This is a genomic window from Holophagales bacterium (assembly GCA_016719485.1).
Taxonomy (GTDB): domain Bacteria; phylum Acidobacteriota; class Thermoanaerobaculia; order UBA5066; family UBA5066; genus UBA5066.
In genome coordinates this window covers 21,773-39,601 of sequence record JADJZB010000011.1, presented here as the reverse complement: position 1 = coordinate 39,601, position 17,829 = coordinate 21,773, and the positions used below count along the sequence as shown (strand labels likewise).

Annotated in this window: 31 protein-coding genes; 16 read left to right on the top strand and 15 right to left on the bottom strand. The window is 70.8% G+C overall.

The features are described 5' to 3' along the window. Positions 1-25 precede the first annotated feature (25 nt). Complete coding sequence (locus tag IPN03_09005; protein ID MBK9373850.1) at positions 26-781, top strand: alpha/beta fold hydrolase; 756 nt, start codon at positions 26-28, stop codon at positions 779-781. An 8-nt stretch (positions 782-789) separates the two neighbouring features. Here the strand turns inward: IPN03_09005 and rph are convergent, their stop codons facing one another. The 4 genes from rph to IPN03_08985 are packed head-to-tail and all read right to left on the bottom strand — an operon-like array spanning position 790 to position 4,817. Beyond that, positions 790-1,557, bottom strand: a complete 768-nt coding sequence (gene rph, locus IPN03_09000; GenBank protein ID MBK9373849.1) for a ribonuclease PH — start codon at positions 1,555-1,557, stop codon at positions 790-792. Between the two features lie 11 nt (positions 1,558-1,568). Next, entirely contained in the window at positions 1,569-2,390 is an 822-nt protein-coding gene (locus tag IPN03_08995; protein ID MBK9373848.1) for a glutamate racemase, read from the bottom strand. After that, positions 2,387-3,244, bottom strand: a complete 858-nt coding sequence (locus IPN03_08990) for a GerMN domain-containing protein (GenBank protein MBK9373847.1) — start codon at positions 3,242-3,244, stop codon at positions 2,387-2,389. The genes IPN03_08995 and IPN03_08990 overlap by 4 nt, the downstream gene beginning before the upstream one ends. Before the next feature lie 10 nt (positions 3,245-3,254). Then, the gene (locus IPN03_08985; GenBank protein MBK9373846.1) at positions 3,255-4,817 is read right to left on the bottom strand and encodes an N-acetylmuramoyl-L-alanine amidase; all 1,563 of its coding nucleotides are present in this window, start codon (positions 4,815-4,817) and stop codon (positions 3,255-3,257) included. Between the two features lie 108 nt (positions 4,818-4,925). Between IPN03_08985 and IPN03_08980 the strand changes: the two genes are divergently transcribed. Next, a complete protein-coding gene (locus tag IPN03_08980) occupies positions 4,926-5,390 on the top strand; it encodes a hypothetical protein (GenBank protein MBK9373845.1) in 465 nt (154 codons plus the stop codon). Between the two features lie 301 nt (positions 5,391-5,691). After that, positions 5,692-6,936 carry a type IV pilus twitching motility protein PilT gene (locus tag IPN03_08975; GenBank protein MBK9373844.1) on the top strand — a complete coding sequence of 415 codons (1,245 nt, stop codon included), beginning with the start codon at positions 5,692-5,694 and terminating at the stop codon, positions 6,934-6,936. A 24-nt stretch (positions 6,937-6,960) separates the two neighbouring features. Here IPN03_08975 and IPN03_08970 read toward each other — a convergent pair whose 3' ends face one another. The 3 genes from IPN03_08970 to IPN03_08960 all read right to left on the bottom strand — a co-directional run bounded on the left by IPN03_08970 (position 6,961) and on the right by IPN03_08960 (position 8,703). After that, on the bottom strand, positions 6,961-7,950 hold the full coding sequence (locus IPN03_08970; GenBank protein ID MBK9373843.1) for a hypothetical protein: 990 nt from the start codon (positions 7,948-7,950) through the stop codon (positions 6,961-6,963). A gap of 128 nt (positions 7,951-8,078) precedes the next feature. Then, complete coding sequence (locus IPN03_08965; GenBank protein MBK9373842.1) at positions 8,079-8,462, bottom strand: type II toxin-antitoxin system VapC family toxin; 384 nt, start codon at positions 8,460-8,462, stop codon at positions 8,079-8,081. Then, positions 8,455-8,703 (bottom strand): AbrB/MazE/SpoVT family DNA-binding domain-containing protein, encoded by a 249-nt coding sequence (locus tag IPN03_08960; GenBank protein MBK9373841.1) that lies wholly within the window; start codon positions 8,701-8,703, stop codon positions 8,455-8,457. The genes IPN03_08965 and IPN03_08960 overlap by 8 nt, the downstream gene beginning before the upstream one ends. A gap of 75 nt (positions 8,704-8,778) precedes the next feature. On the opposite strand from IPN03_08960, the gene IPN03_08955 reads away from it, so the two are divergent. Together IPN03_08955 and IPN03_08950 are read left to right on the top strand one after the other, a co-directional pair. Continuing rightward, positions 8,779-9,060: a toxin-antitoxin system protein gene (locus IPN03_08955; GenBank protein MBK9373840.1), complete on the top strand. Its 282-nt coding sequence runs from the start codon at positions 8,779-8,781 to the stop codon at positions 9,058-9,060. Continuing rightward, positions 9,060-9,404 carry a type II toxin-antitoxin system PemK/MazF family toxin gene (locus IPN03_08950; protein MBK9373839.1) on the top strand — a complete coding sequence of 115 codons (345 nt, stop codon included), beginning with the start codon at positions 9,060-9,062 and terminating at the stop codon, positions 9,402-9,404. The genes IPN03_08955 and IPN03_08950 overlap by 1 nt, the downstream gene beginning before the upstream one ends. Before the next feature lie 58 nt (positions 9,405-9,462). Here the strand turns inward: IPN03_08950 and IPN03_08945 are convergent, their stop codons facing one another. The 3 genes from IPN03_08945 to IPN03_08935 all read right to left on the bottom strand — a co-directional run bounded on the left by IPN03_08945 (position 9,463) and on the right by IPN03_08935 (position 10,678). Next, positions 9,463-9,633, bottom strand: a complete 171-nt coding sequence (locus IPN03_08945; protein MBK9373838.1) for a hypothetical protein — start codon at positions 9,631-9,633, stop codon at positions 9,463-9,465. 425 nt (positions 9,634-10,058) lie between these two features. After that, positions 10,059-10,460 carry a type II toxin-antitoxin system VapC family toxin gene (locus IPN03_08940; protein MBK9373837.1) on the bottom strand — a complete coding sequence of 134 codons (402 nt, stop codon included), beginning with the start codon at positions 10,458-10,460 and terminating at the stop codon, positions 10,059-10,061. Next, positions 10,457-10,678: a hypothetical protein gene (locus IPN03_08935; GenBank protein MBK9373836.1), complete on the bottom strand. Its 222-nt coding sequence runs from the start codon at positions 10,676-10,678 to the stop codon at positions 10,457-10,459. Before IPN03_08935 ends, IPN03_08940 begins: the two co-directional genes overlap by 4 nt. 180 nt (positions 10,679-10,858) lie before the next feature. Between IPN03_08935 and IPN03_08930 the strand changes: the two genes are divergently transcribed. The 10 genes from IPN03_08930 (at position 10,859) to IPN03_08885 (ending at position 15,523) form a co-directional block, all read left to right on the top strand. Beyond that, entirely contained in the window at positions 10,859-11,218 is a 360-nt protein-coding gene (locus IPN03_08930; GenBank protein ID MBK9373835.1) for an antibiotic biosynthesis monooxygenase, read from the top strand. 240 nt (positions 11,219-11,458) lie between these two features. Continuing rightward, complete coding sequence (locus IPN03_08925) at positions 11,459-11,731, top strand: hypothetical protein (GenBank protein ID MBK9373834.1); 273 nt, start codon at positions 11,459-11,461, stop codon at positions 11,729-11,731. 134 nt (positions 11,732-11,865) lie between these two features. Continuing rightward, positions 11,866-12,165, top strand: a complete 300-nt coding sequence (locus tag IPN03_08920) for a hypothetical protein (protein ID MBK9373833.1) — start codon at positions 11,866-11,868, stop codon at positions 12,163-12,165. Between the two features lie 2 nt (positions 12,166-12,167). Further along, entirely contained in the window at positions 12,168-12,530 is a 363-nt protein-coding gene (locus IPN03_08915) for a type II toxin-antitoxin system PemK/MazF family toxin (GenBank protein MBK9373832.1), read from the top strand. 139 nt (positions 12,531-12,669) lie between these two features. Further along, the gene (locus IPN03_08910; GenBank protein ID MBK9373831.1) at positions 12,670-13,779 is read left to right on the top strand and encodes a Fic family protein; all 1,110 of its coding nucleotides are present in this window, start codon (positions 12,670-12,672) and stop codon (positions 13,777-13,779) included. A gap of 348 nt (positions 13,780-14,127) precedes the next feature. Further along, complete coding sequence (locus tag IPN03_08905; protein MBK9373830.1) at positions 14,128-14,385, top strand: hypothetical protein; 258 nt, start codon at positions 14,128-14,130, stop codon at positions 14,383-14,385. A 107-nt stretch (positions 14,386-14,492) separates the two neighbouring features. Then, positions 14,493-14,735, top strand: coding sequence for a hypothetical protein (locus IPN03_08900; GenBank protein ID MBK9373829.1), 243 nt, complete (start codon positions 14,493-14,495; stop codon positions 14,733-14,735). Between the two features lie 43 nt (positions 14,736-14,778). After that, complete coding sequence (locus IPN03_08895; protein MBK9373828.1) at positions 14,779-15,006, top strand: type II toxin-antitoxin system HicB family antitoxin; 228 nt, start codon at positions 14,779-14,781, stop codon at positions 15,004-15,006. 47 nt (positions 15,007-15,053) lie between these two features. Continuing rightward, positions 15,054-15,308, top strand: a complete 255-nt coding sequence (locus tag IPN03_08890; protein MBK9373827.1) for a type II toxin-antitoxin system HicA family toxin — start codon at positions 15,054-15,056, stop codon at positions 15,306-15,308. Then, the gene (locus IPN03_08885; GenBank protein ID MBK9373826.1) at positions 15,305-15,523 is read left to right on the top strand and encodes a type II toxin-antitoxin system HicB family antitoxin; all 219 of its coding nucleotides are present in this window, start codon (positions 15,305-15,307) and stop codon (positions 15,521-15,523) included. Before IPN03_08890 ends, IPN03_08885 begins: the two co-directional genes overlap by 4 nt. Here the strand turns inward: IPN03_08885 and IPN03_08880 are convergent. Beyond that, entirely contained in the window at positions 15,508-15,654 is a 147-nt protein-coding gene (locus IPN03_08880; GenBank protein ID MBK9373825.1) for a hypothetical protein, read from the bottom strand. The genes IPN03_08885 and IPN03_08880 overlap by 16 nt on opposite strands. Positions 15,655-15,668: 14 nt before the next feature. Continuing rightward, a complete protein-coding gene (locus tag IPN03_08875) occupies positions 15,669-15,926 on the bottom strand; it encodes a hypothetical protein (GenBank protein MBK9373824.1) in 258 nt (85 codons plus the stop codon). A 65-nt stretch (positions 15,927-15,991) separates the two neighbouring features. Between IPN03_08875 and IPN03_08870 the strand changes: the two genes are divergently transcribed. Next, positions 15,992-16,171, top strand: coding sequence for a hypothetical protein (locus tag IPN03_08870; protein ID MBK9373823.1), 180 nt, complete (start codon positions 15,992-15,994; stop codon positions 16,169-16,171). Here IPN03_08870 and IPN03_08865 read toward each other — a convergent pair. The 3 genes from IPN03_08865 to IPN03_08855 are packed head-to-tail and all read right to left on the bottom strand — an operon-like array spanning position 16,161 to position 17,642. Further along, the gene (locus IPN03_08865) at positions 16,161-16,592 is read right to left on the bottom strand and encodes a hypothetical protein (protein MBK9373822.1); all 432 of its coding nucleotides are present in this window, start codon (positions 16,590-16,592) and stop codon (positions 16,161-16,163) included. The genes IPN03_08870 and IPN03_08865 overlap by 11 nt on opposite strands. Then, positions 16,579-17,184 (bottom strand): nucleotidyltransferase domain-containing protein, encoded by a 606-nt coding sequence (locus IPN03_08860; GenBank protein ID MBK9373821.1) that lies wholly within the window; start codon positions 17,182-17,184, stop codon positions 16,579-16,581. Before IPN03_08860 ends, IPN03_08865 begins: the two co-directional genes overlap by 14 nt. Positions 17,185-17,195: 11 nt before the next feature. Beyond that, the gene (locus IPN03_08855) at positions 17,196-17,642 is read right to left on the bottom strand and encodes an ATP-binding domain-containing protein (GenBank protein ID MBK9373820.1); all 447 of its coding nucleotides are present in this window, start codon (positions 17,640-17,642) and stop codon (positions 17,196-17,198) included. Between the last annotated feature and the right edge of the window lie 187 nt (positions 17,643-17,829).

Here is a 17,829-nt window from a genome sequence, read left to right as displayed (position 1 = left end):
CCGGCGCCGGTCCCGGAGCGGCGTCGTGAGCCGTACCGTCCTGCTCCTGCACGGTCTCGGCGGCTCGGCCCAGGACTGGGCCGCGGCGGCGGCGGCGCTTCCGAAGGGTCTTTCGCCCCTGGCCCTCGACTTCCCCGGCTTCGGCGGGTCCACGCGCCCGCACGACAGCTACGACCCCGCCTCTCTCGCGCGCTGGGTCCTCGGCGAGATGGACGATCGCGGCGTGGAAACGGCGGTCGTCGTCGGCCACTCGCTCGGGGGCCGCGTCGCGGGCGAGCTCGCGGTCCTGGCGCCGAAGAGAATCCTGGCCCTCGGGCTCGTCTCGCCTCTCGGCGCGGTGACCTACGGCTTCACCGCCACTCTCAAGTGGAAGGCGATGTCGCGCGCCGCGCTCGTCAGCTCGGCGCCGGACACGTCCATGAGGAACGCCCTCGGCTACGGCTTCGCCGTCGACGGCGCCGGGAAGAAGGGTTTCGTGACGCGCGGGATGGCGGCGCGGACCGGCCCTCGCGCCCCGGCTGCGCTCCGGGCGCTCGAACGCTCGGTGGACGGGCTCCTCGCCGCGCCGCCCCTCTCGAAACGGCTCGCCGGGACGAAGGTCCCGCTCCTCCTCGTGACCGGCGCGGAAGACCCGCTCGCGCCTCCGAAGGACGTCGAGACGATCCTCGATGCCCGGGCCGACGCGAAAATCACCCGCCTCGCCGGCGTCGGCCACTACGCCCCGATCGAGGCGCCGAAGGACGTCGCGAAGCTGATCGCGGAGCTGGCGAAGAAGGCCTGAGGGCCGCGTCAGGCGGGCGGCAGCCAGTCGTCCGGGACGCGCCCTTCGAGCGCCTTGCGCTGCGCGCGGAAGAGGCGCCGGCAGCCCCGCTTGGCCACCGTGAGCATCTCGCGGAGGCGCTTGTCGTCGAACGGCTCGCGCTCGGCCGTCCCCTGCACCTCGACGTAGCGCCCGGTGGACGTGCCGACGACGTTCAGGTCGACGTGCGCGGTGGAGTCCTCGGAGTAGTCGAGGTCGAGCGCGACGAGGCCCTCGGGACGCTCGCGGTCGGGCAGGACGCCGACCGAGATCGCCGCGACCGCCTCGCGGAAGGGGCGCTTCTTCAGCCCGCCCCTCTTGCGAAGCGTCTCGAGGGCGAGCGCGAGGGCGACCCACCCGCCCGTCACCGAGGCGCAGCGCGTGCCGGCGTCGGCGACGAGGACGTCGCAGTCGAGCGTCACGGTCCAGTCCGGGAACGTCGTCCGGTCGGCCACGCCGCGCAGCGCGCGCCCGATGAGCCGCTGGATCTCGAGCGTGCGCCCCGTCTGCTTTCCCTTGGCGCCTTCCCTCGGCGACCGCTCGAGGGTCGCGCGGGGGAGCATCCCGTACTCGGCGGTGACCCATCCCTCGCCCGCATCGCGCAGGAACGGCGGGATCTTCTGCTCGAGCGTCGCGACGACGAGGACCTTCGTCTTTCCCTGGACGATGAGGCACGAGCCCTCGGCGTGCGGCACGACGCCGCACTCGAGGGACATGGGGCGGAGCTGGAGCGGGGAGCGACCGTCGAGGCGAGCCATCAGGGCGGAGCTTACGGCAGGTCGACGAGCTCCAGGACCGCCGCCTCGCGGCCGAGGAAGCGCCCGGCCACGCGGCGCAGGCGCTCGGAGGCGTCGGTGACGAGCAGGTGCGTCTCGCCAGGCCCGCCCTCGCGGCGCGCGCTGGCGCCGAGGAGCGTGTCGAGCTCGACCGCCGTGGAGGCCGCCGAGTCGACGAGGAGCGTCCCCTCGGGGAGGGCGGCGGCGATCGTCGTGGAGAGGAGCGGGTAGTGCGTGCAGCCGAGGACGACGACGCGGGCCCTCGCCTCGACGACGGGGGCGAGGTAGAGCCGCGCGGCGGCGCGCGCGACGTCGTTCTCCGTCCATCCTTCTTCCGCGAGCGGGACGAACAGCGGGCAGGCGACGTTCATCACCGTGCGGAACGGGTCGAGCGAGCGGATGGCACGGCCGTAGGCGTCGGAGGCGACCGTCGCCTCCGTGGCCAGGACGGCGATCGGCGCCTCGGCGGCGGGGCCGCTCAGGCCGCCCGCCCGCGCCAGCGCCGCGCGGGCTCCCGGCCCGACGACGCCCACGACGGGAACGTCCCCGGCCTCCTCGACGATGGCGTCGAGCGCGAGGGCCGAGGCCGTGTTGCACGCCACGACGAGCGCCTTGACCCCGCGCGAGAGGAGGAGCGAGACGGCACGGCGGGCGTACCGGCGCACGGTCTCGACCGACTTCGTGCCGTAGGGCAGGCGCGCCGTGTCTCCGAGGTAGAGGAGGTTCTCCGAAGGCAGGCGGCGGGCGACGGCGTCGAGGACGGTGAGCCCGCCGACGCCGGAGTCGAAGAGGCCGATGGGACGTTCGTCGGTCATGCGCGGTAGCTGCTTCTGGCGGGTTGCGGGGTGGGGCGCACCGCGGGACGCGGCGCGGCGACGGGAGGAAGCTTCGGGGACGGTGGAACCGGCGTCGCCGCGGGCACCGGTGACGCCGGCGGCTCGGGCATCGGCGCCACGAGCGGCGTCTCGTCGGCCGCACGGGAGAGGTCGGGAAGGAGCGGGTGGGTCAGGTCGACATGCCCGGCGAGCGTCTCCACCGGCTCGCCGCCGACGAGGAGGATGACGCGGGACACGGACGGGAGGTTCTTCGTGACGGTCAGGACGAGCGACTGCGCGGCGCCGATCTCCTCCGAGGAACCCGTCTCCCAGCGCTTCGGCGGCTCGGCGACCGCGGCTGGCGGCGCCTGCGTCGGGGTGGCCTCCGGCCCTTTCGCCGCGTCCTTTCCCGCGGGCCCGGTGGGCGTGGCCTCGGGCGAGAGCGGGGCCGCAGGGAGGAGCCCGGGCGGGGCGAGGTCGAGAACCGCGAGGCCGTCGGCGAGCCGGAACGCGGCGCGCAGCGTCCATCCGTCGGGGAAGGGCTTCAGCAGGTCCGGGTGGCGGGGCCCCTCCAGGACGGCCGCGCCGAGGCTCCGCAGGAACGCGACGTCGTCGACCGCCGCCGGGACCTCCCGCGCTTCGGGATGAAAGCGCTCATCCTCGGCCGACTCGAACCAGATCGACACGAGCCGCGCCGGGATCGGTGTCGGGGGCGGCGGAATCGTGCGGGTCGGCGTCGGCCGCGCGGCCACCTGCCGTTTTTGCCGTGCCTCGTGGACGCGCCTCCCGACGAAGAGCCCCAGCAGGAGGAGTACGAGGAGCGCGAGGAGCGCGAGGGCGAAGCGGCGCGGCATCGCGACGGCGTCAGCGCCGCCCGTTCGGCGGCGGGACGAACGGAACCGGCGCGACGGCGTCGGCCGCAGCCCGGAAGAATGTGTCGAGGGAGCCCGCGAGGGTCTCGGCCACCGCTCTCCGGAACTCCTCGGAGGCGATCTTCTGCTCCTCCTCGAGGTTGGAGATGAAGGCGACCTCCACGAGGACGGCCGGCGCGTTGACGCCGATCAGGACGCGGAACGGCGCCTGCTTGACGCCGCGGGTCGTGATGCCGAGGAGGCGGTTGAAGTCGCCCTGGATGATCTCGGCGAGGCGGCTCGACGCCGTGATGTGCTGGTTCTGGGCGAGGTCCCAGAGGATCAGGTCGAGGTCGCGCAGCGCCGCGTTCGTCTCGGCGGAGGGCGTCGCCGTCGGCTCCGCCTCGTTCTCGGCCTCGGCGAGCGCGGCCGCGGCACGGTCGGACGCGTCGAGCGAGAGGTAGTAGACCTCCGTCCCGTGCGCCGACGCGGCCCGCGACGCGTTCATGTGGAGCGACAGGAAGACGTCGGCCTTTGCCGCGTTGGAGATCGCCGTCCGGTCCTGCAGGCCCACGGAGGCGTCGCTGTCGCGGGTCGTCACGACGCGGTAGCCGCGGGCCGTGAGGACCTCGCGCACCGTTTTCGACAGGGCGAGGACCACGTCCTTCTCCAGCAGTCCGCCCGGCCCCCTGGCCCCTTCTTCCGTCCCGCCGTGACCCGGGTCGATCACGACGACGCGCGGCGCGGGCCGCGGCGTGGGGGTGGGCACGACGAGGGCGCCCGGGACCGGGCTCGCGGCGGGTGCGGGCACGAAGCCGACCGGCGGCGGCGGCGCCCCGCGCGTCACGTCGACGACGAGGCGCGGCGGGCCCGCGAGCGGGTAGACGTTCGTGGAGAGGTCCTTCCCCTTCAGGACGACCGCCAGCTCCGACGGGCGCAGGAACAGGCGCGCGACCCGGGTGTCGTCCACCGCCATCTCGGGGAGGGCCGGCACGAGCTTGACTCCCGGGAACCTCAGGACGACCTGCTCGTCCCCCTTCTCCACCCGGAACGACGGCGGCTTCGTGAAGCGGAAGACGACCTTTGTCGTCCCCTCGAAGGCCGACACCGTCGCCTCGACGCCGATCTCCGGCGTCTCCACCCGCCGCGCGGCGAGCGTGCGCCCGACCCGGTCCCACGAGAACGTGACGCCGAACAGGGGCGAGAGGACGCGGCTGAAGAAGTCGGCGTCGGCGAAGGCCGTGGAGCCCTCGCCGCGCACGGGGGACGCGAGCTGGACGAGCTTCGTGTCGACGACGGCGATGGCCGTCTCCGTCCCGAAGACCGCGGTGTGCGGCCCGACCTTCAGCTCGTAGGAGGCGGTGGCCGCCTCGTACGACAGCGTCCCGCCGAGCGCCGTCGCGACGTCGCCCACCGAGACGAACGTCTTTCCGTCGGCGTCCGTCGCCCGGACGAGGAGCGAAGAGCCCGCCGGCTGGACGAACGTGGCCGGCGGTGCGGGGACGGCGAGGCCGGGCCACGCAGCGGCCAGGGCGGCCATGAGGGCCAGACGCGGAAGGAGGGCGGGCCGGGACACTCGCCGGGATTATGGACGCGCGGGGCCCGCCCGCGGTGCGAACGCCGAAAACGGCCGTCCCGCGCGCCCCGCGCGCCTAGAATTCCCACTGCGCGACCGGAGGACGCCATGCCTGACTCGATCCCCCGACGGACGACGACGCCGTGCGCGGCCTCGGTGCAGCTGAGCGGTGGCGCCCGCCTCGACGTGACCTTCTGGCTCCTCCCCGATGCCCAGCGGGATCCCGGCTTCACGCCCCTTCGCGTCCTCCTCGAAGAGGACCGCCGGTTCTTGCCCGTCGGTCTCGCGGACGGCTCGAGCGGGCTCCTCTCGCGCGACGCGCTCGTCACGATCGAGATCGACGCCGACGGGCCGGGCGCCGAGCCGGGCCTGGTGGAGGGGACGACCCTCGACCTCGTGACGCTCCACCTCGTCTCCGGCCAGGACGTCTCCGGGATCCTGCGGTCCACGGCGATCGAGGGCCACGCGCGGATGTCCGACGTCTTCAATTCCGTCGGACGTTTCGTCGTGATCGGGCTGGGCACGCGTCTCGTCTTCGTCGCGACGGCGCACATCGCGCGCGTGTCGTTCTGAAGGGGGACGGGACATGGCCTCTCGCATCGACCTCCTCGTCGCCAACCTCCTCCAGACCGAGGGCGAGGCCCTCTACATCATTCCCGGCGAGCGGCTCTTCATGACCCGCGGCACCACCCGCGCCTTCGTCGGGCGCGAGCCCGTCAGCCTCGAGTCGTTCCGCGCGGTCGTCGCCGAAGTGGCCCCGGGCCGGGACGCCGAGGAGCTCGCCCGGAGCCGCCACGGCATCCCCCTCGACCTCGGCCCCGGGAGGGAATCCGTCGAGATCCGCTTCGGCCTCCTCGGGGGGAGGGCGGGCATCATGATCTGCCGCCCGGCGCGCAAGGCCCCGAGCTTCTACGCCGAGCCCGAGCCCCCGCCCGCGCCCGCTCCGGTCCCGACCCCGGTCGACGGGCTCGCGTACACGCCTTCGCCGGCCGCCCCGGCGATCGCGCCGATCGCGCCGTCCCGGACCGAACGGCCGCTCGACGCGATCCTCCTCCGGATGCTCGAGCTGAAGGCTTCGGACGTCCACCTCTCCTCGGGAACCCGGCCCGTCTTCCGCATCCACGGAGACATGGCCGAGCAGCTCGACCACCCCCGCCTCGAGTCGGACGAGGTCGAGAAGGCCCTCGCCCCCATCTTTCCCGAGAAGAACCGGACGGAGTTCCTGGAGCGCAACGACACCGACTTCGCCTACGAGATCCCCGGCGTCGCGCGGTTCCGCGTCAACGTCTTCCGCGACCGGCACGGCGTCGGAGCCGTCCTCCGCCAGATCCCGATCGAGATCCTCACCGTGCAGCAGCTCGGCCTCCCCGAGGCGGTCGTGAAGCTCGGAGACCTCTCGAAGGGGCTCGTCCTCGTGACCGGCCCGACCGGCTCCGGCAAGTCGACGACGCTCGCCGCGATCATCGACTACGTCAACGAGACGCGGACCGACCACATCATCACCATCGAGGACCCGGTCGAGTTCGTCCACCGCAACAAGAAGTGCCTCGTGAACCAGCGCGAGGTGCGCAGCCACACCCGCTCCTTCAAGGACGCCCTCCGGGCCGCGCTGCGCGAGGACCCCGACATCGTCATGGTCGGCGAGATGCGCGACCTCGAGACGATCGCCATCGCCATCGAGACGGCCGAGACCGGCCACCTCGTCTTCGGGACCCTGCACACGACGACCGCGACCTCCACCGTCGACCGGATCGTCGACCAGTTCCCGGCGGACCGGCAGCAGCAGATCCGGACGATGCTCGCCGACTCTCTCAAGGGGGTCGTCGCGCAGACGCTCTGCAAGAAGATCGGCGGGGGGCGCGTCGCGGCGCTCGAGATCCTCCTCACGAACAACGCCGTCGCGAACCTCATCCGCGACGGAAAGACGTTCCAGCTCCCGTCGATCCTCCAGACGTCGAAGGCGCAGGGAATGCGCCTCCTGAACGACTCGCTCGTCGACCTCGTGAAGCGCGGGCTCGTCGAGCCCCGGGAGGCGTACATGAAGGCGGTCGACAAGGCCGGCCTCCTGGGAGCCTTCCGGACCAACGACATCGCCCTGCCCGAGGCCCCGGCAGCCTAGGCGAAGGGAGGAGTGCGGCAGCGGTCAGTTGCCGTCGCTCTCGCCCCACGCGAGCGCCAGCGCGGCGATCCGGCGGACCAGGTCGGCGGCGCTCGATGGCGCGCCTCCGAGGTTCCCCCGGGTCAGCCGCAGCGCAGCGTCGAGTGAAGCGGCTCCCGACGTACCCGGCGCATGGAAGACGAGCCGGGCGACGCCCGCGGCGCCGGCCGCGATCACCTGCAGCATCGCCATCAGGACCCGGTTTCCGCCGAACGCCCCGCACCCCCAGAAGCCGGTGTGGACCGCGACCGGGCCGGCGCCGCTCTCGAGGACGGCGGCCCGAAAGCCGGTGAAGGCCGTCGTCAGGACGTGCGTGATCTGCCCGTCCGAGTACGGGCCGTGCCCCCCCGCCGGCGCGGCCATCGCGATGATGTTCGTCACCGTCGGCGGGTCGATGCGCCTCGTGGCACGCCGGACAACCTCGGCTGCGGCCCTCCCGAACTCGTTCCCGTAAAGGCCCCTCGGGCGTCCCTCTGCCGGGTCGGGGTCCGTGGCGACGTGGCAGCGGCGCTGGGCGCCCGCCACCAGCACCGGCGTCGGCCGGCCCCGCTCGACGGTCAGCGCGGCCGCCCCCTCCGCCAGCAGCGCTTCCCTGAGAGAGCCGAGGATCGGGTGCTCCGCGACCTGGATCTCGTCCTGCGCGAAGAGGGAGCTCCCGTAGGCGAAGAAGAGATGGGGATCGGCGAAGTTCACGTGCCACTCGACCGCCCCTGCCGCCGTGAGGACCGGCCGGTAGTCGTAGAAGCCGTCGTGACGCACCACGCGCCCGATCGCCGATGCGACGGCGAGCGTCCCGGGCAGTGGCATCGCGGCCCACCTCGAGGCGACGATCCGCCCTCCGTGCGACGACCCCGGCGGGCAGGCGACCTCGAGGACGACCCGCTTGTTCGGGTCGTGAAGCAGAGGAGGGTGAGCGGCATAGAGGCTCCGTGCCTCGAAGGTCCGACGCTCCAGGGGCTGCCCGAGCTCCGTCATTCCCTGTTCCCGCCTTTCTTCCGTCACGATGGGAAGGGTGGCCCCCACTCTCGGACGGATGGCGTCCGAGGGGGCCGCGATCCGCGAGTTCGTCGAGGCCGATCCGGGCGAGGGTGTTTCTCCTGGCCTCATCTGAGCAGCCGGATCTCCACGCCCGCAGAGACCTTCGTCCACGCAGAATCAGAAGTCACGGCCGGAACGCCGAGATCTCTCGCGAGCGCCAGGCAGGCCCTGTCGCCGAGAGAGAGGCCGGCCTTCCTCGTCCCCGCTCGAAGCGCGCCCGCCGCCCAGGCCGCCCGCTCGTCGAAGGCGCGCACGTCGAGCCCGAGCCCGCCGAGGGCATCCTCCGCCTCCTCGCGAGGCATTCCGGATTCGAGGAGCTTCGCGACGACCTCGGAGAGGTTCACGGCGCTCACGGCCGCGTCCTCCAGTGCCTGGGCCACGGCGGCCGCCCCCGGCTCGTCGTTCAGCAGGACGAGGATCGCGGAGGCGTCGAGGACGACCCTAGCCACGCCGCCACTCCGCCCGCCGTTCGGCGATCAGCTCGCCCGCCAGGCTTCGTCCGGGCTTCACGTAGCGTCGAACGCGCGCCTGCGCGGCCTTGACGGCCTCGCTCCTCGCCACGACGCGCAGCTCCCCGCCGGCCACGCGGAGGGTGACGCTCGCCCCGGGCATCAGGCCGAGGTTCCGCCGGAGTGCGGCAGGAATGACGAGTCTGCCAGATACGTCGATATGTGCCGTAATCTCGTTCATCTGCCACCTCGGCGCAAGTTTACCCGTTGGACCTCGGAGCTTGCCCCGGACGCTGATGTCTACTAATCTGTAGACATGAAGTCGGCCTCGACCACCATCCGGATTCCGGCCGGGATGCACGAGGAGCTTCGAGGCTTCGCGGAGCAAGAGCACTCGACGCTGACGGGGATCCTCGTCGAAGCGCTCGAGCTCTACCGGCGCGAGCGGTTCGTGGCCCGGGTGAACGCCGGTTACTCCCTCCTGCGGGAGGAGACGGCCGCGTGGAAGGGCCACCTCGCCGAGCGGGAGGCCTGGGATTCGACGCTCGAAGATGGCGTTCCAAAGAAGACGAAGCCGCCCCGCAGGAAGAAGCGGTGATCACGTCCTTCCCTCGCCGAGGGGAGGTCTGGTTCGCAGACCTCAACCCGACCCGCGGACACGAGCAGCGCGGCACGCGCCCGGTGCTCGTGCTCTCGGTCGACAGTTTCAACGGCGGTCCGGCCGAGCTCGTGACGGTGCTTCCCGTCACCTCGACCGTCCGCCCCATTCCTTCGCACGTCGAAGTGCAGGCGCCGGAGGGCGGGCTCGAGAGCCGCTCCGCCATCCTGGCCGACCAGGTGCGGACGATCGCGCGGGAGCGGCTCGTCCGGCGCTCGGGCGCCGTCTCCAGGACCACGCTGCAACGGGTCGAGGAGGTCGTCCGGTTCCTGCTCGGGCTCTGATCCGGCACAGGCCTCTCCCTCTCGCGTCAGTACACGAACCGCGGCCCTGCCCGTCCCCTCACCAGAACATCAGGTCCTCCCGTCGCACGACCTCGTAGCCGGCCCTGAGGAGCATCGCGATCACCCTGGGCCGGTACTTCTCCTCGAGGCGCAGCACGTGGCCGTTGATGCACGTCGCCTCCCAGCGGCAGAAGCGGGAGACGACCTCGGCGGGCAGCACGTCCGCCATCTCCTTCTGGAGCCACGGGGATGTCCCGTCGCGGCCGGGAACGCTGGATCAACGGCCGTCGGCCAGGGCTCTGGCCCGCCTGTCGAACGCATTCCGATCCGCTCGTACTCCTCGGGCGGCATCGCGGCCTGGAACGCGCCCCCAGGCCGGTGATCGCCTGTGAAGGGCGCGATCTCTTCGGCCCCGCGGTCCCTCCGGGGATGCCGAGAACGGGACCCGGCCCCGGCTCTGCACCACCTCGGGTCGCGGGCTCGACCGGCGGGCCAGGTCGGAGCCGGCTCCTGCCCTCTTCAGCCGGCGCCCGGGCGCAGGGCTGCCTGTTGCTCAAAGAACCGTGCCGGGAAGGGCCCCGGCACCACGAGGATTATCTCGCCGGGCCAGAGGGAAAGCTACGGCGCGGGGGTGGACAGATGGCGTCCGGAGGGTCACGGCCAGACGGTGAACCCGGCCGCCGCGAAATGGCGGTCGAAGGTGAAGACGCGAGTGAGCCTGTGCCGGCGCATCAGGGAGAACGACACGCAGTCGGTGAAGCTCACCTCCTGGTCTGCCAGCTTCCGGAATAGTGCCAGGGCGGACTGTTCGTCCGCGGCGTCGGGACGGAGGATGGTCAGGACCCGGGACGCGTAAGCCGCCTCGGCCCGATCGGCGGCGAAGGGGTAGGAAGTGCGCCGCGCGAGCAGCGTGAACGTCTCGTCCAGGACGAAGCTGCTCGTGAAGAGCGGCGACTTCGCCTTCTCGAGCTCCTTCCACGCCCGCCGGGCCTTCGCGTGAAACTGGTCGTGTGAGACGTGCCGGGCGAGGAAGGCTCCCGTGTCGACGAAGATCACGCGTCCTCACCGTACAGGTAGCGGTCGTGTGCGGCCGAAAGGTCCTTCGGTGCCTTCCCCGAAAAGACGGCGGCGTCGGCAAAGAGAGGGTCGTCGGCCCGAACCGGTGCAGCCGTCGGGAGAGCCGAGTCGAGTGACTCGCGAATCAGCTCCCCGAGCGAAACCCCCCGCTCGCGGGCACGGACGAAGGCCCGGCGACGGAGGTCGGCCGGCAGCATCACGGTGGTGCGCTTCATCGGGGGCGTGGGGCGGCTCGACATGACCGACATAATAGGAGTGGCATAACACTCGGGCAAGGGGAGGTGCCGGCGCGAGGCCCAGTGCCTGCAGCAAGTGCGCCTGACTCCCCTTTGCCGAGGAGGCGCAGGCGAGGGTAGCCTTCCGGGAAAGGGGCGAACATGAACACCCGCGTCTGCTGGATGCTTGAGCTGCAGGTCCGCGAGGGCCGCGACGAGGAGTTCCGCGCGCTGATGGCCGAGATGGCCGCCGCCACCGAGGCGAACGAGCCCGGCACGCTCGACTACGAGTGGAGCCTGAGCGCCGACGGCCGGCAGTGCCACCTCTGGGAGCGCTACGCCGACTCCGCCGCGGCGATGGGTCACGCCGCCACATTCGGCGGCCGTTACGCCGCCCGCTTCTTCGACGTCCTCACCCCCGTCCGCCTCGTCCTCTACGGCTCCCCGAGCGACGAGGTGAAGGCCGCGCTCGCCCCTTTCAACCCGGTCGTCATGGCGCCCGCGGCGGGGTTCAGCAGGTAGCGAGGACGGCAGGAGCGCGGGATAATGGCGAAGTGAAGAGCGAGGCTGCGGAAGGCGAGAGGGAACCCGTCCGAATGGTCCGCGTGCTGCGAGACGCTTCGAACGACGACGGGTCTTTCGACCTCGATTTCTGGCGCGAGGTGGGTGCCGAGGGGCGGCTTGCCGCCGTCTGGCAGATGGTGGGCGAAGCCCGGGCATTCCGGGGAGAGGTGGGGCCTGAACCCCGACTTCAGAGATCTGCTGTCCGCGTTTTCCGCGGCTGAGGTCCGTTTCCTCGTCGTCGGGGCCCACGCGGTCACGTTCCACGCCGTCCCCCGGTACAAGAAGGACATCGACCTCTGGGTCGAGCCGACGCTCGAGAACGCGAAGCGGGCCTGGGAAGCGCTCGCGCGTTTCGGGGCGCCGCTCGAAGGGGTCGAGGTGGACGACCTCCTCGATTCCAAGCGGGCCTGCGGGCGCCCGCAGGACCTCCTCGACGCCGAGTGGCTCGAGAAGGCGAGGCAGCGGCGCTAGGTCCTCCACGCTCGCGCTCCGCCCCCCATTCCTGCCGTCTCACCAGAACATCAGGTCCTCCGCGGTCGCGAGGGAGGCCTCCTTCGCCGACAAGTGAGTATGAGCATTGATATGATCACACGAAGGAGCCCCGGATGAACCTCTCCAGGGTCACCGTCACGCTCCCGGAAGGCGTCCTCGCCGAGATGGACCGGCTGGCCTCCAACAGGAGCCGGTTCGTTCTGGACGCCGTCACGCGGGAACTGGCCCGCCGGCGACGGGCTGCACTTCGTGTCTCCCTTTCCTCTCCGCACCCCGAGAGCGGCGTGATTGCCGAGGCCGGAGTCGGAGAGTGGGGACGGACCCTGCCCGCCGAGGACGCCGAGGGTCTCCTCGAGCCCGAGCAGGGCCGTCGCGTCCGGTGGGTGGAAGGAAAGGGATGGCGCGAGGTCTAGTCGTGCGGCTCGAACGCGGCACCGTCGTCCTCGTTGACCTCGACCCGACCATCGGGCACGAACAGAAGAACGCGCGACCCTGCGTCATCGTCAGCGACCCCGTCATTGCCGCCGACCAGCGCTACGCCCTCGTCGGCGTCGTTCCCCTCACCGGGACGGAAGGACGTGGTGCGCTCTATCCGAAGGTGTCGGCCGGCTCCGGCGGTCTGCGGAAGGACTCGTGGGCGTTGACCGACCAGGTTCGGTCCATCGACAAGCGCCGCATCGTCGCGGCCTATCGTCCGCTCGACGCCGCCGTGATGGAAGCGATCGACGAAGGGCTCCGGCTGTTCCTCGGCCTGGGCACGGAGCCTCGGGAGCCCTGACGCCCGGCTGGACTGCGAGGATCAGGTTTCGGGAACCTGCCCACCCCTGGCGCCTTCCTCTCTCGTTGTTTAGACTTCATACGGAAACACTGAATAACGAAACCCGCTATTCAGCTCTCCTGAAAGAGCGAAGCCGCCGATGAAGCGAGGGACGACCGGGCGATACGAGAGAGCGACCTCCGGGGGCGAGGCGGTGAGAGCCTTCGTTCCGTCCCCGCTGCCGCCTGCCCCGCTCCCGCTCCTCGAGGGCGAGCTCCAGCTCGCCCTCGAACGGGCGCACCTCGCGCTGGGTCGCCTCGACAGCGTCTCGACCCTCCTGCCCGACACCGCGCTCTTCCTCTACGCGTACGTGCGCAAGGAGGCCGTTCTCTCCTCTCAGATCGAAGGCACGCAGTCGTCGCTGTCTGACCTCCTGCTCTTCGAGCTCAACGAGCTTCCGGGCGTTCCCCTGGACGACGTCGTCGAGGTGTCGAACACCGTCGCGGCGCTGGATCACGGCCTCGCCCGCCTCCGAGAGGGGTTCCCGCTCTCGAATCGGCTGATCCGGGAGATACACGCCGTCCTGCTCTCGAAGGGACGCGGTTCGGGGAAGGAGCCGGGCGAGTTCCGTCGTTCCCAGAACTGGATCGACCTCGAGCGCTTCCTCCACGACGACACCCTGCGCCTTCCCGCAGTCGTTCGGGCCGGCCTCGCTCACGTGCAGTTCGAGACGATCCACCCCTTCCTCGACGGGAACGGCCGCGTTGGGCGGCTCCTGATCACCCTCCTCCTGTGTCACTCCGGTGTCCTGCGGGAGCCCCTCCTGTACCTCAGCCTCTACCTCAAGCAGCACCGGACCGACTACTACGGCCACCTCGATGCCGTGCGAAAGGACGGCGACTGGGAGGCGTGGCTCGACTTCTTTCTCGAGGGCGTGAGCCAGACGGCAGACGGGGCGACCTCGACGGCACGGCGTCTCGCGGCTCTCTTCAGCGAGGACCGGGCGAAGATCGTGCCGCGAGGACGTCTCGCCGGCTCGGCGCTGCGCGTGCACGACGCGCTCAAGACGCGCCCCGTGACCACGGTGAAGGAGCTGCGGGCGCGAACGGCGCTCTCGTTCCCGGCAGCGTCCGCCGCGATGAACCTCCTGATCGACCTGGGAATTGCGCGGGAGCTGACGGGCCGCCGCCGCAACCGAGTCTTCGCCTACGACCGCTACCTCGCCCTTCTCAACGAAGGGACAGATGCTCCGCTGGCCGACGGTTCCTGAGCCGCGCCCCCACCCCCGCCCCGGCAGCTCCACCCCGTTCCTCGCGAACACGTGCAGCCGCAGCCGCGCGCGCGACGCCGCGACGTAGAGGTTGCTGGGCTTCATCGCCCACTCGCTCCCGTCCACGTCGAGGAGGAGGACCACTTCGGCCTCCAGCCCCTTGAACCTGTACGGCGTCGCGTCAGTTAACTCCGCGCCCGCGGTGCAGCTTCCTCCGAAGCTTGAACCGCCGACGAGGCGCGCATACGATCTGCCCGCGTGGCGTTTGAGATCGTCGGCAAGATCACTGCGGTCACCGTCATTGCGACGGGCTCGGGATCCGACAACTCGCCGGGCTGCGAGAGACATATGGCGAAGGCCACTGGCGTTAACTCGACTAGCCGGAGCACCTCGCCCGCCTACCTGCTCTGCGTCGATTCGGGGGCCAGCGACGACCTTCAGGTGCGGCGTCTCTATCGCGTCATCCCGGACCCCGCCGCCGCCCGTAGCGACTACGTGCGCGTCGTGGACGACTCCGGAGAGGACTACCTCTACCCGGCGAGCTGCTTCATCCCCCTCGAACTTCCCCAGCCAGCTCACGTCGCCCTCGGCCGCCTCGCCCGCTAAGGCCGGCGCTCCTACCCCGAGCCCATCTCGGCTCCACTTCCTGACGCGCAAGGGGCTCGATCGAGGCACCTACGACCGCTCCCGCCGTTGCTAGACTCGGCCTCGCCATGCACGTGACAGTCGAAGACCTGCTGCCCCTCGTGGCGGAGCTCACGCGGGAGGAGAGGATTCGCCTCTCGCAGCTCGCCCTCCAGGTCACGGGCCCGGAAAAGAGGGAAGAAGCGGCTGCCGATGCCTATCGGAACTCCCAGATCCAGAACCACGAATTCGTCGGCAGCGAGGACCCGCTGGCCTGGGACGCTGAGGGCTGGGAAGACGTCGAACGCACCTTCGCCCTTGGCGGCAGGTAACTCCCCGCCCCGGCACCTCCGCCATTGGCATCATGAGAAGGTCATGACAGCGAACGTGAAGATCATGGTGGAGAAGCACCCCGACACGTACGTGGCCTACCCCATAGGCTTCAAAGGGGTTGTCGTCGGGCAGGGCGCAACTTACGAAGAGGCCCTCGATGATGTTCGCTCGGCGATCGCCTTTCACATCGAGGCGTTCGGCTCATCGGAGTTCGAGCAGGACGATCCTGTGGTGGAGGCCTTCGTCGCCGAGACTCGAGTGGCCGTCTGAATGGCGAAGTTCCCCGCCGACGCGTCTCAGGAAAGGGTCCTCGACCGGTGAACCCGCGAAAGCTCCTCCTGAAGGCGCTCCAGTCTCCACACAACCTCCGATTCGCGGAAGTCTGCAGCCTGGCGGAGGCCTTCGGGTTCCGGCTCTCCCGGACCGGCGGAAGCCACCACATCTACGTCCACCCGGCGATTCCGGAGCTGCTGAATCTCCAGGAGGTCCAGGGACAGGCCAAGGCCTACCAGGTGAGGCAGTTGCTCCGGCTCGTGGAGCGGCATAACCTCGAGATCGGTGACGCGGAATGACCGACTACCACATCAACATCTTCCCGAGTGACGAGGACGCCGGCTACATCGCCGACATCCCTGACCTCGCGCACTGCTCCGCGTTCGGCGACACCCCGGAGTCCGCCCTTGCCGAGGTCCTCAAGGCCAAGGCTCTCTGGCTCGAGGCGGCGAGGGCCGAGGGGAAGCCGGTTCCCCCGCCCCTGTTCCGGCCGGCGATCTACAAGGTCGCGTAGGCCCGCCCCGGCAGCACCACCCCCTCCTTCACGAACACGTGCAGCCGCAGCCGCGCGCGCGACGCCGCCACGTAGAGGTTGCGCGGCTCGAGCGACCAGCGGCTCCCGTCCACGTCGAGGAGGAGAACCACGTCGGCCTCCAGACCTATACCTGTGCCTCGACTGCATTCGCAGCGCGCCGGGCACGCCGGCCGTCCCGTCGTCGCCGATCGGCACCACCGGGAAGCCCGCCAGCTCGGCCACCCCCGCCAGGCACGAGTTCGCGATGCCACATCCCGACGATCGCCACCCTCTCGAGCCCGATCTCCTCCTTCAGGAGGAGCTGCGCGATCAGCGCCCCGGCCTTCTCGAGCTCGTCGGCCGCGTTGCGCCAGCGGTGGACCTTCGGCTCCTCGCCCCGCACCGTCCACGGCGACCCGCGACTCGGAAGCCCTCGACTTCCGAGTTGCTTCCGAGTCGTTCGCCCCCGTGCGAACCCTCTCGCGGCGCGACCTCGAGACCCTGCGGCTCGTGGTGACCCACCAGCGGCACAGCGTGCCTACGTTCGGCGGCCTGCTCCTCTTCGGCCGGGCTCGCCTGACCCGTTTCCCGGACGCCTGGATCCAGGCGGGCCGCTTCATGGCGCCCGCGGCGGGGTTCAGCCGGTAGGGGGTAGGGGCCCGAGCGCCCGCAGGGCGTCCCGCACCTTCTTCGCGGCCTCGACGACATCGGTCACGGGCCGCTCGTCCATCCCGTACCAACCTTCGTACTCGGAGAGGTTTCGCTTCTCGTGCGCCGTCGCGAGTACGCGCCAGACTGCGTTCGGGACCCCCAGAGTCACGGGAAGCGTCTGGAACACCAACGCTCGGTTTTCCGAACGATAGCCCGCTCGTCGGAGCGCGGCGAGGGCGAGGGCGTGCGACGCGCCGTAGGCGAGGTCGAACCGACTCTCGAGGGAATTGCTCTCGTTCTCGGCATCGGCGAGTCGCGAGTCCGCTGACCGAAGAAGACCCTCGTACTCCCGGAGAGGGGGCGGCTCCTTCTTCAGCTTCCCGATCCTCGCGAGGTTCTCCAGCTCAGCGGAGGTCATCGTCGCCTCCGATCACGAAGATACGGGGCTGGGTGGCGATGCGGGAAGCAAAGGAGTCGGGCTCGGCGCGCCGGAGCCGCCAGTCGGCAGGTGTCATGACCGTCGGGTTGACCGAGCGGGCGAGGACGGCCTCGGCAGTCTGAAGCGCGTCGAAGAGGTCGGAGTAGGCGAGGGTCTCCGAGAGAACGAGGAGATCGACGTCGCTCGAAGCCGTCTCGGTCCTTTTCGCGATGGAGCCGAAGACGAAGGCGGCGCGGATGCGCGGCTCCAAGGGTGCGAGCGCCCTACGAATCGGCTCGACGAGCCCGACGGTCTTGACGACGAGCCCGTGCAACTCGGCGAAGACCGGACTGTCCCCTCGGGCCTGGTAGTGCTTCTGGTTCCCCGTTCGCGTCACGGTCACGAGGCCCGCATCGGCGAGGCGGGCGAGCTGCCGGTGGACGGCCCCGGTTCCGCTGTCCGCGAGGCGGATCAGCTCACCGCTCTGGAAGCGGCGCTCCGGCTGGCCGAACAGGAGGCCGAGGACGCGCTGCTGGACCGAAGTGAAGAGCGCATCCGCGAGGCCCTTTCGGGGTGTCGAAATCGTTCCCATATCGGGAAGAATCATACCCGAATCGGGAACGATTCCCCGTCACCCGGCACCACCACCCCCTCCTTCACGAACACGTGCAGCCGCAGCCGCGCGCGCGACGCCGCGACGTAGAGGTTTCGCGGATCGAGCGACCAGCGGCTGCCGTCCACGTCGAGGAGGAGGACCACGTCGGCCTCCAGACCCTTGAAACGGTGCGGCGTCGCGTAGCGCAGCGCGCCGGGCACGCCGGCCGTTCCGTCGTCGCCGATCGGCACCACCGGGAAGCCCGCCAGCTCGGCCACCCCCGCCAGGCACGAGTTCGCGAGGCGCCGCATCCCGACAATCGCCACCCTCTCGAGCCCGATCTCCTCCTTCAGGAGGAGCTGCGCGATCAGCGCCGCCGCCTTCTCGCGTTCGTCGGCCGCGCTCCGCCAGCGGTGGACCTTCGGTTCCTCCCCCCGCACCGTCCACGGCGACACGCGCGGGTGCGACCCCGTAAGCTCGCCGAGGAACTCCGCGATCGCCGACGTGTTCCGGCAGTTCGTCTCTCCTCTTCCTGCGCCTCGTCCACCACCGGCGCGTCGAACCGCTCTCCCAGCTTCTGCGCGGCCTCGAGGAGGAGGACGCCCGACGTCTCGTTCCACGCCACGCACGCCGCCCGGGAGA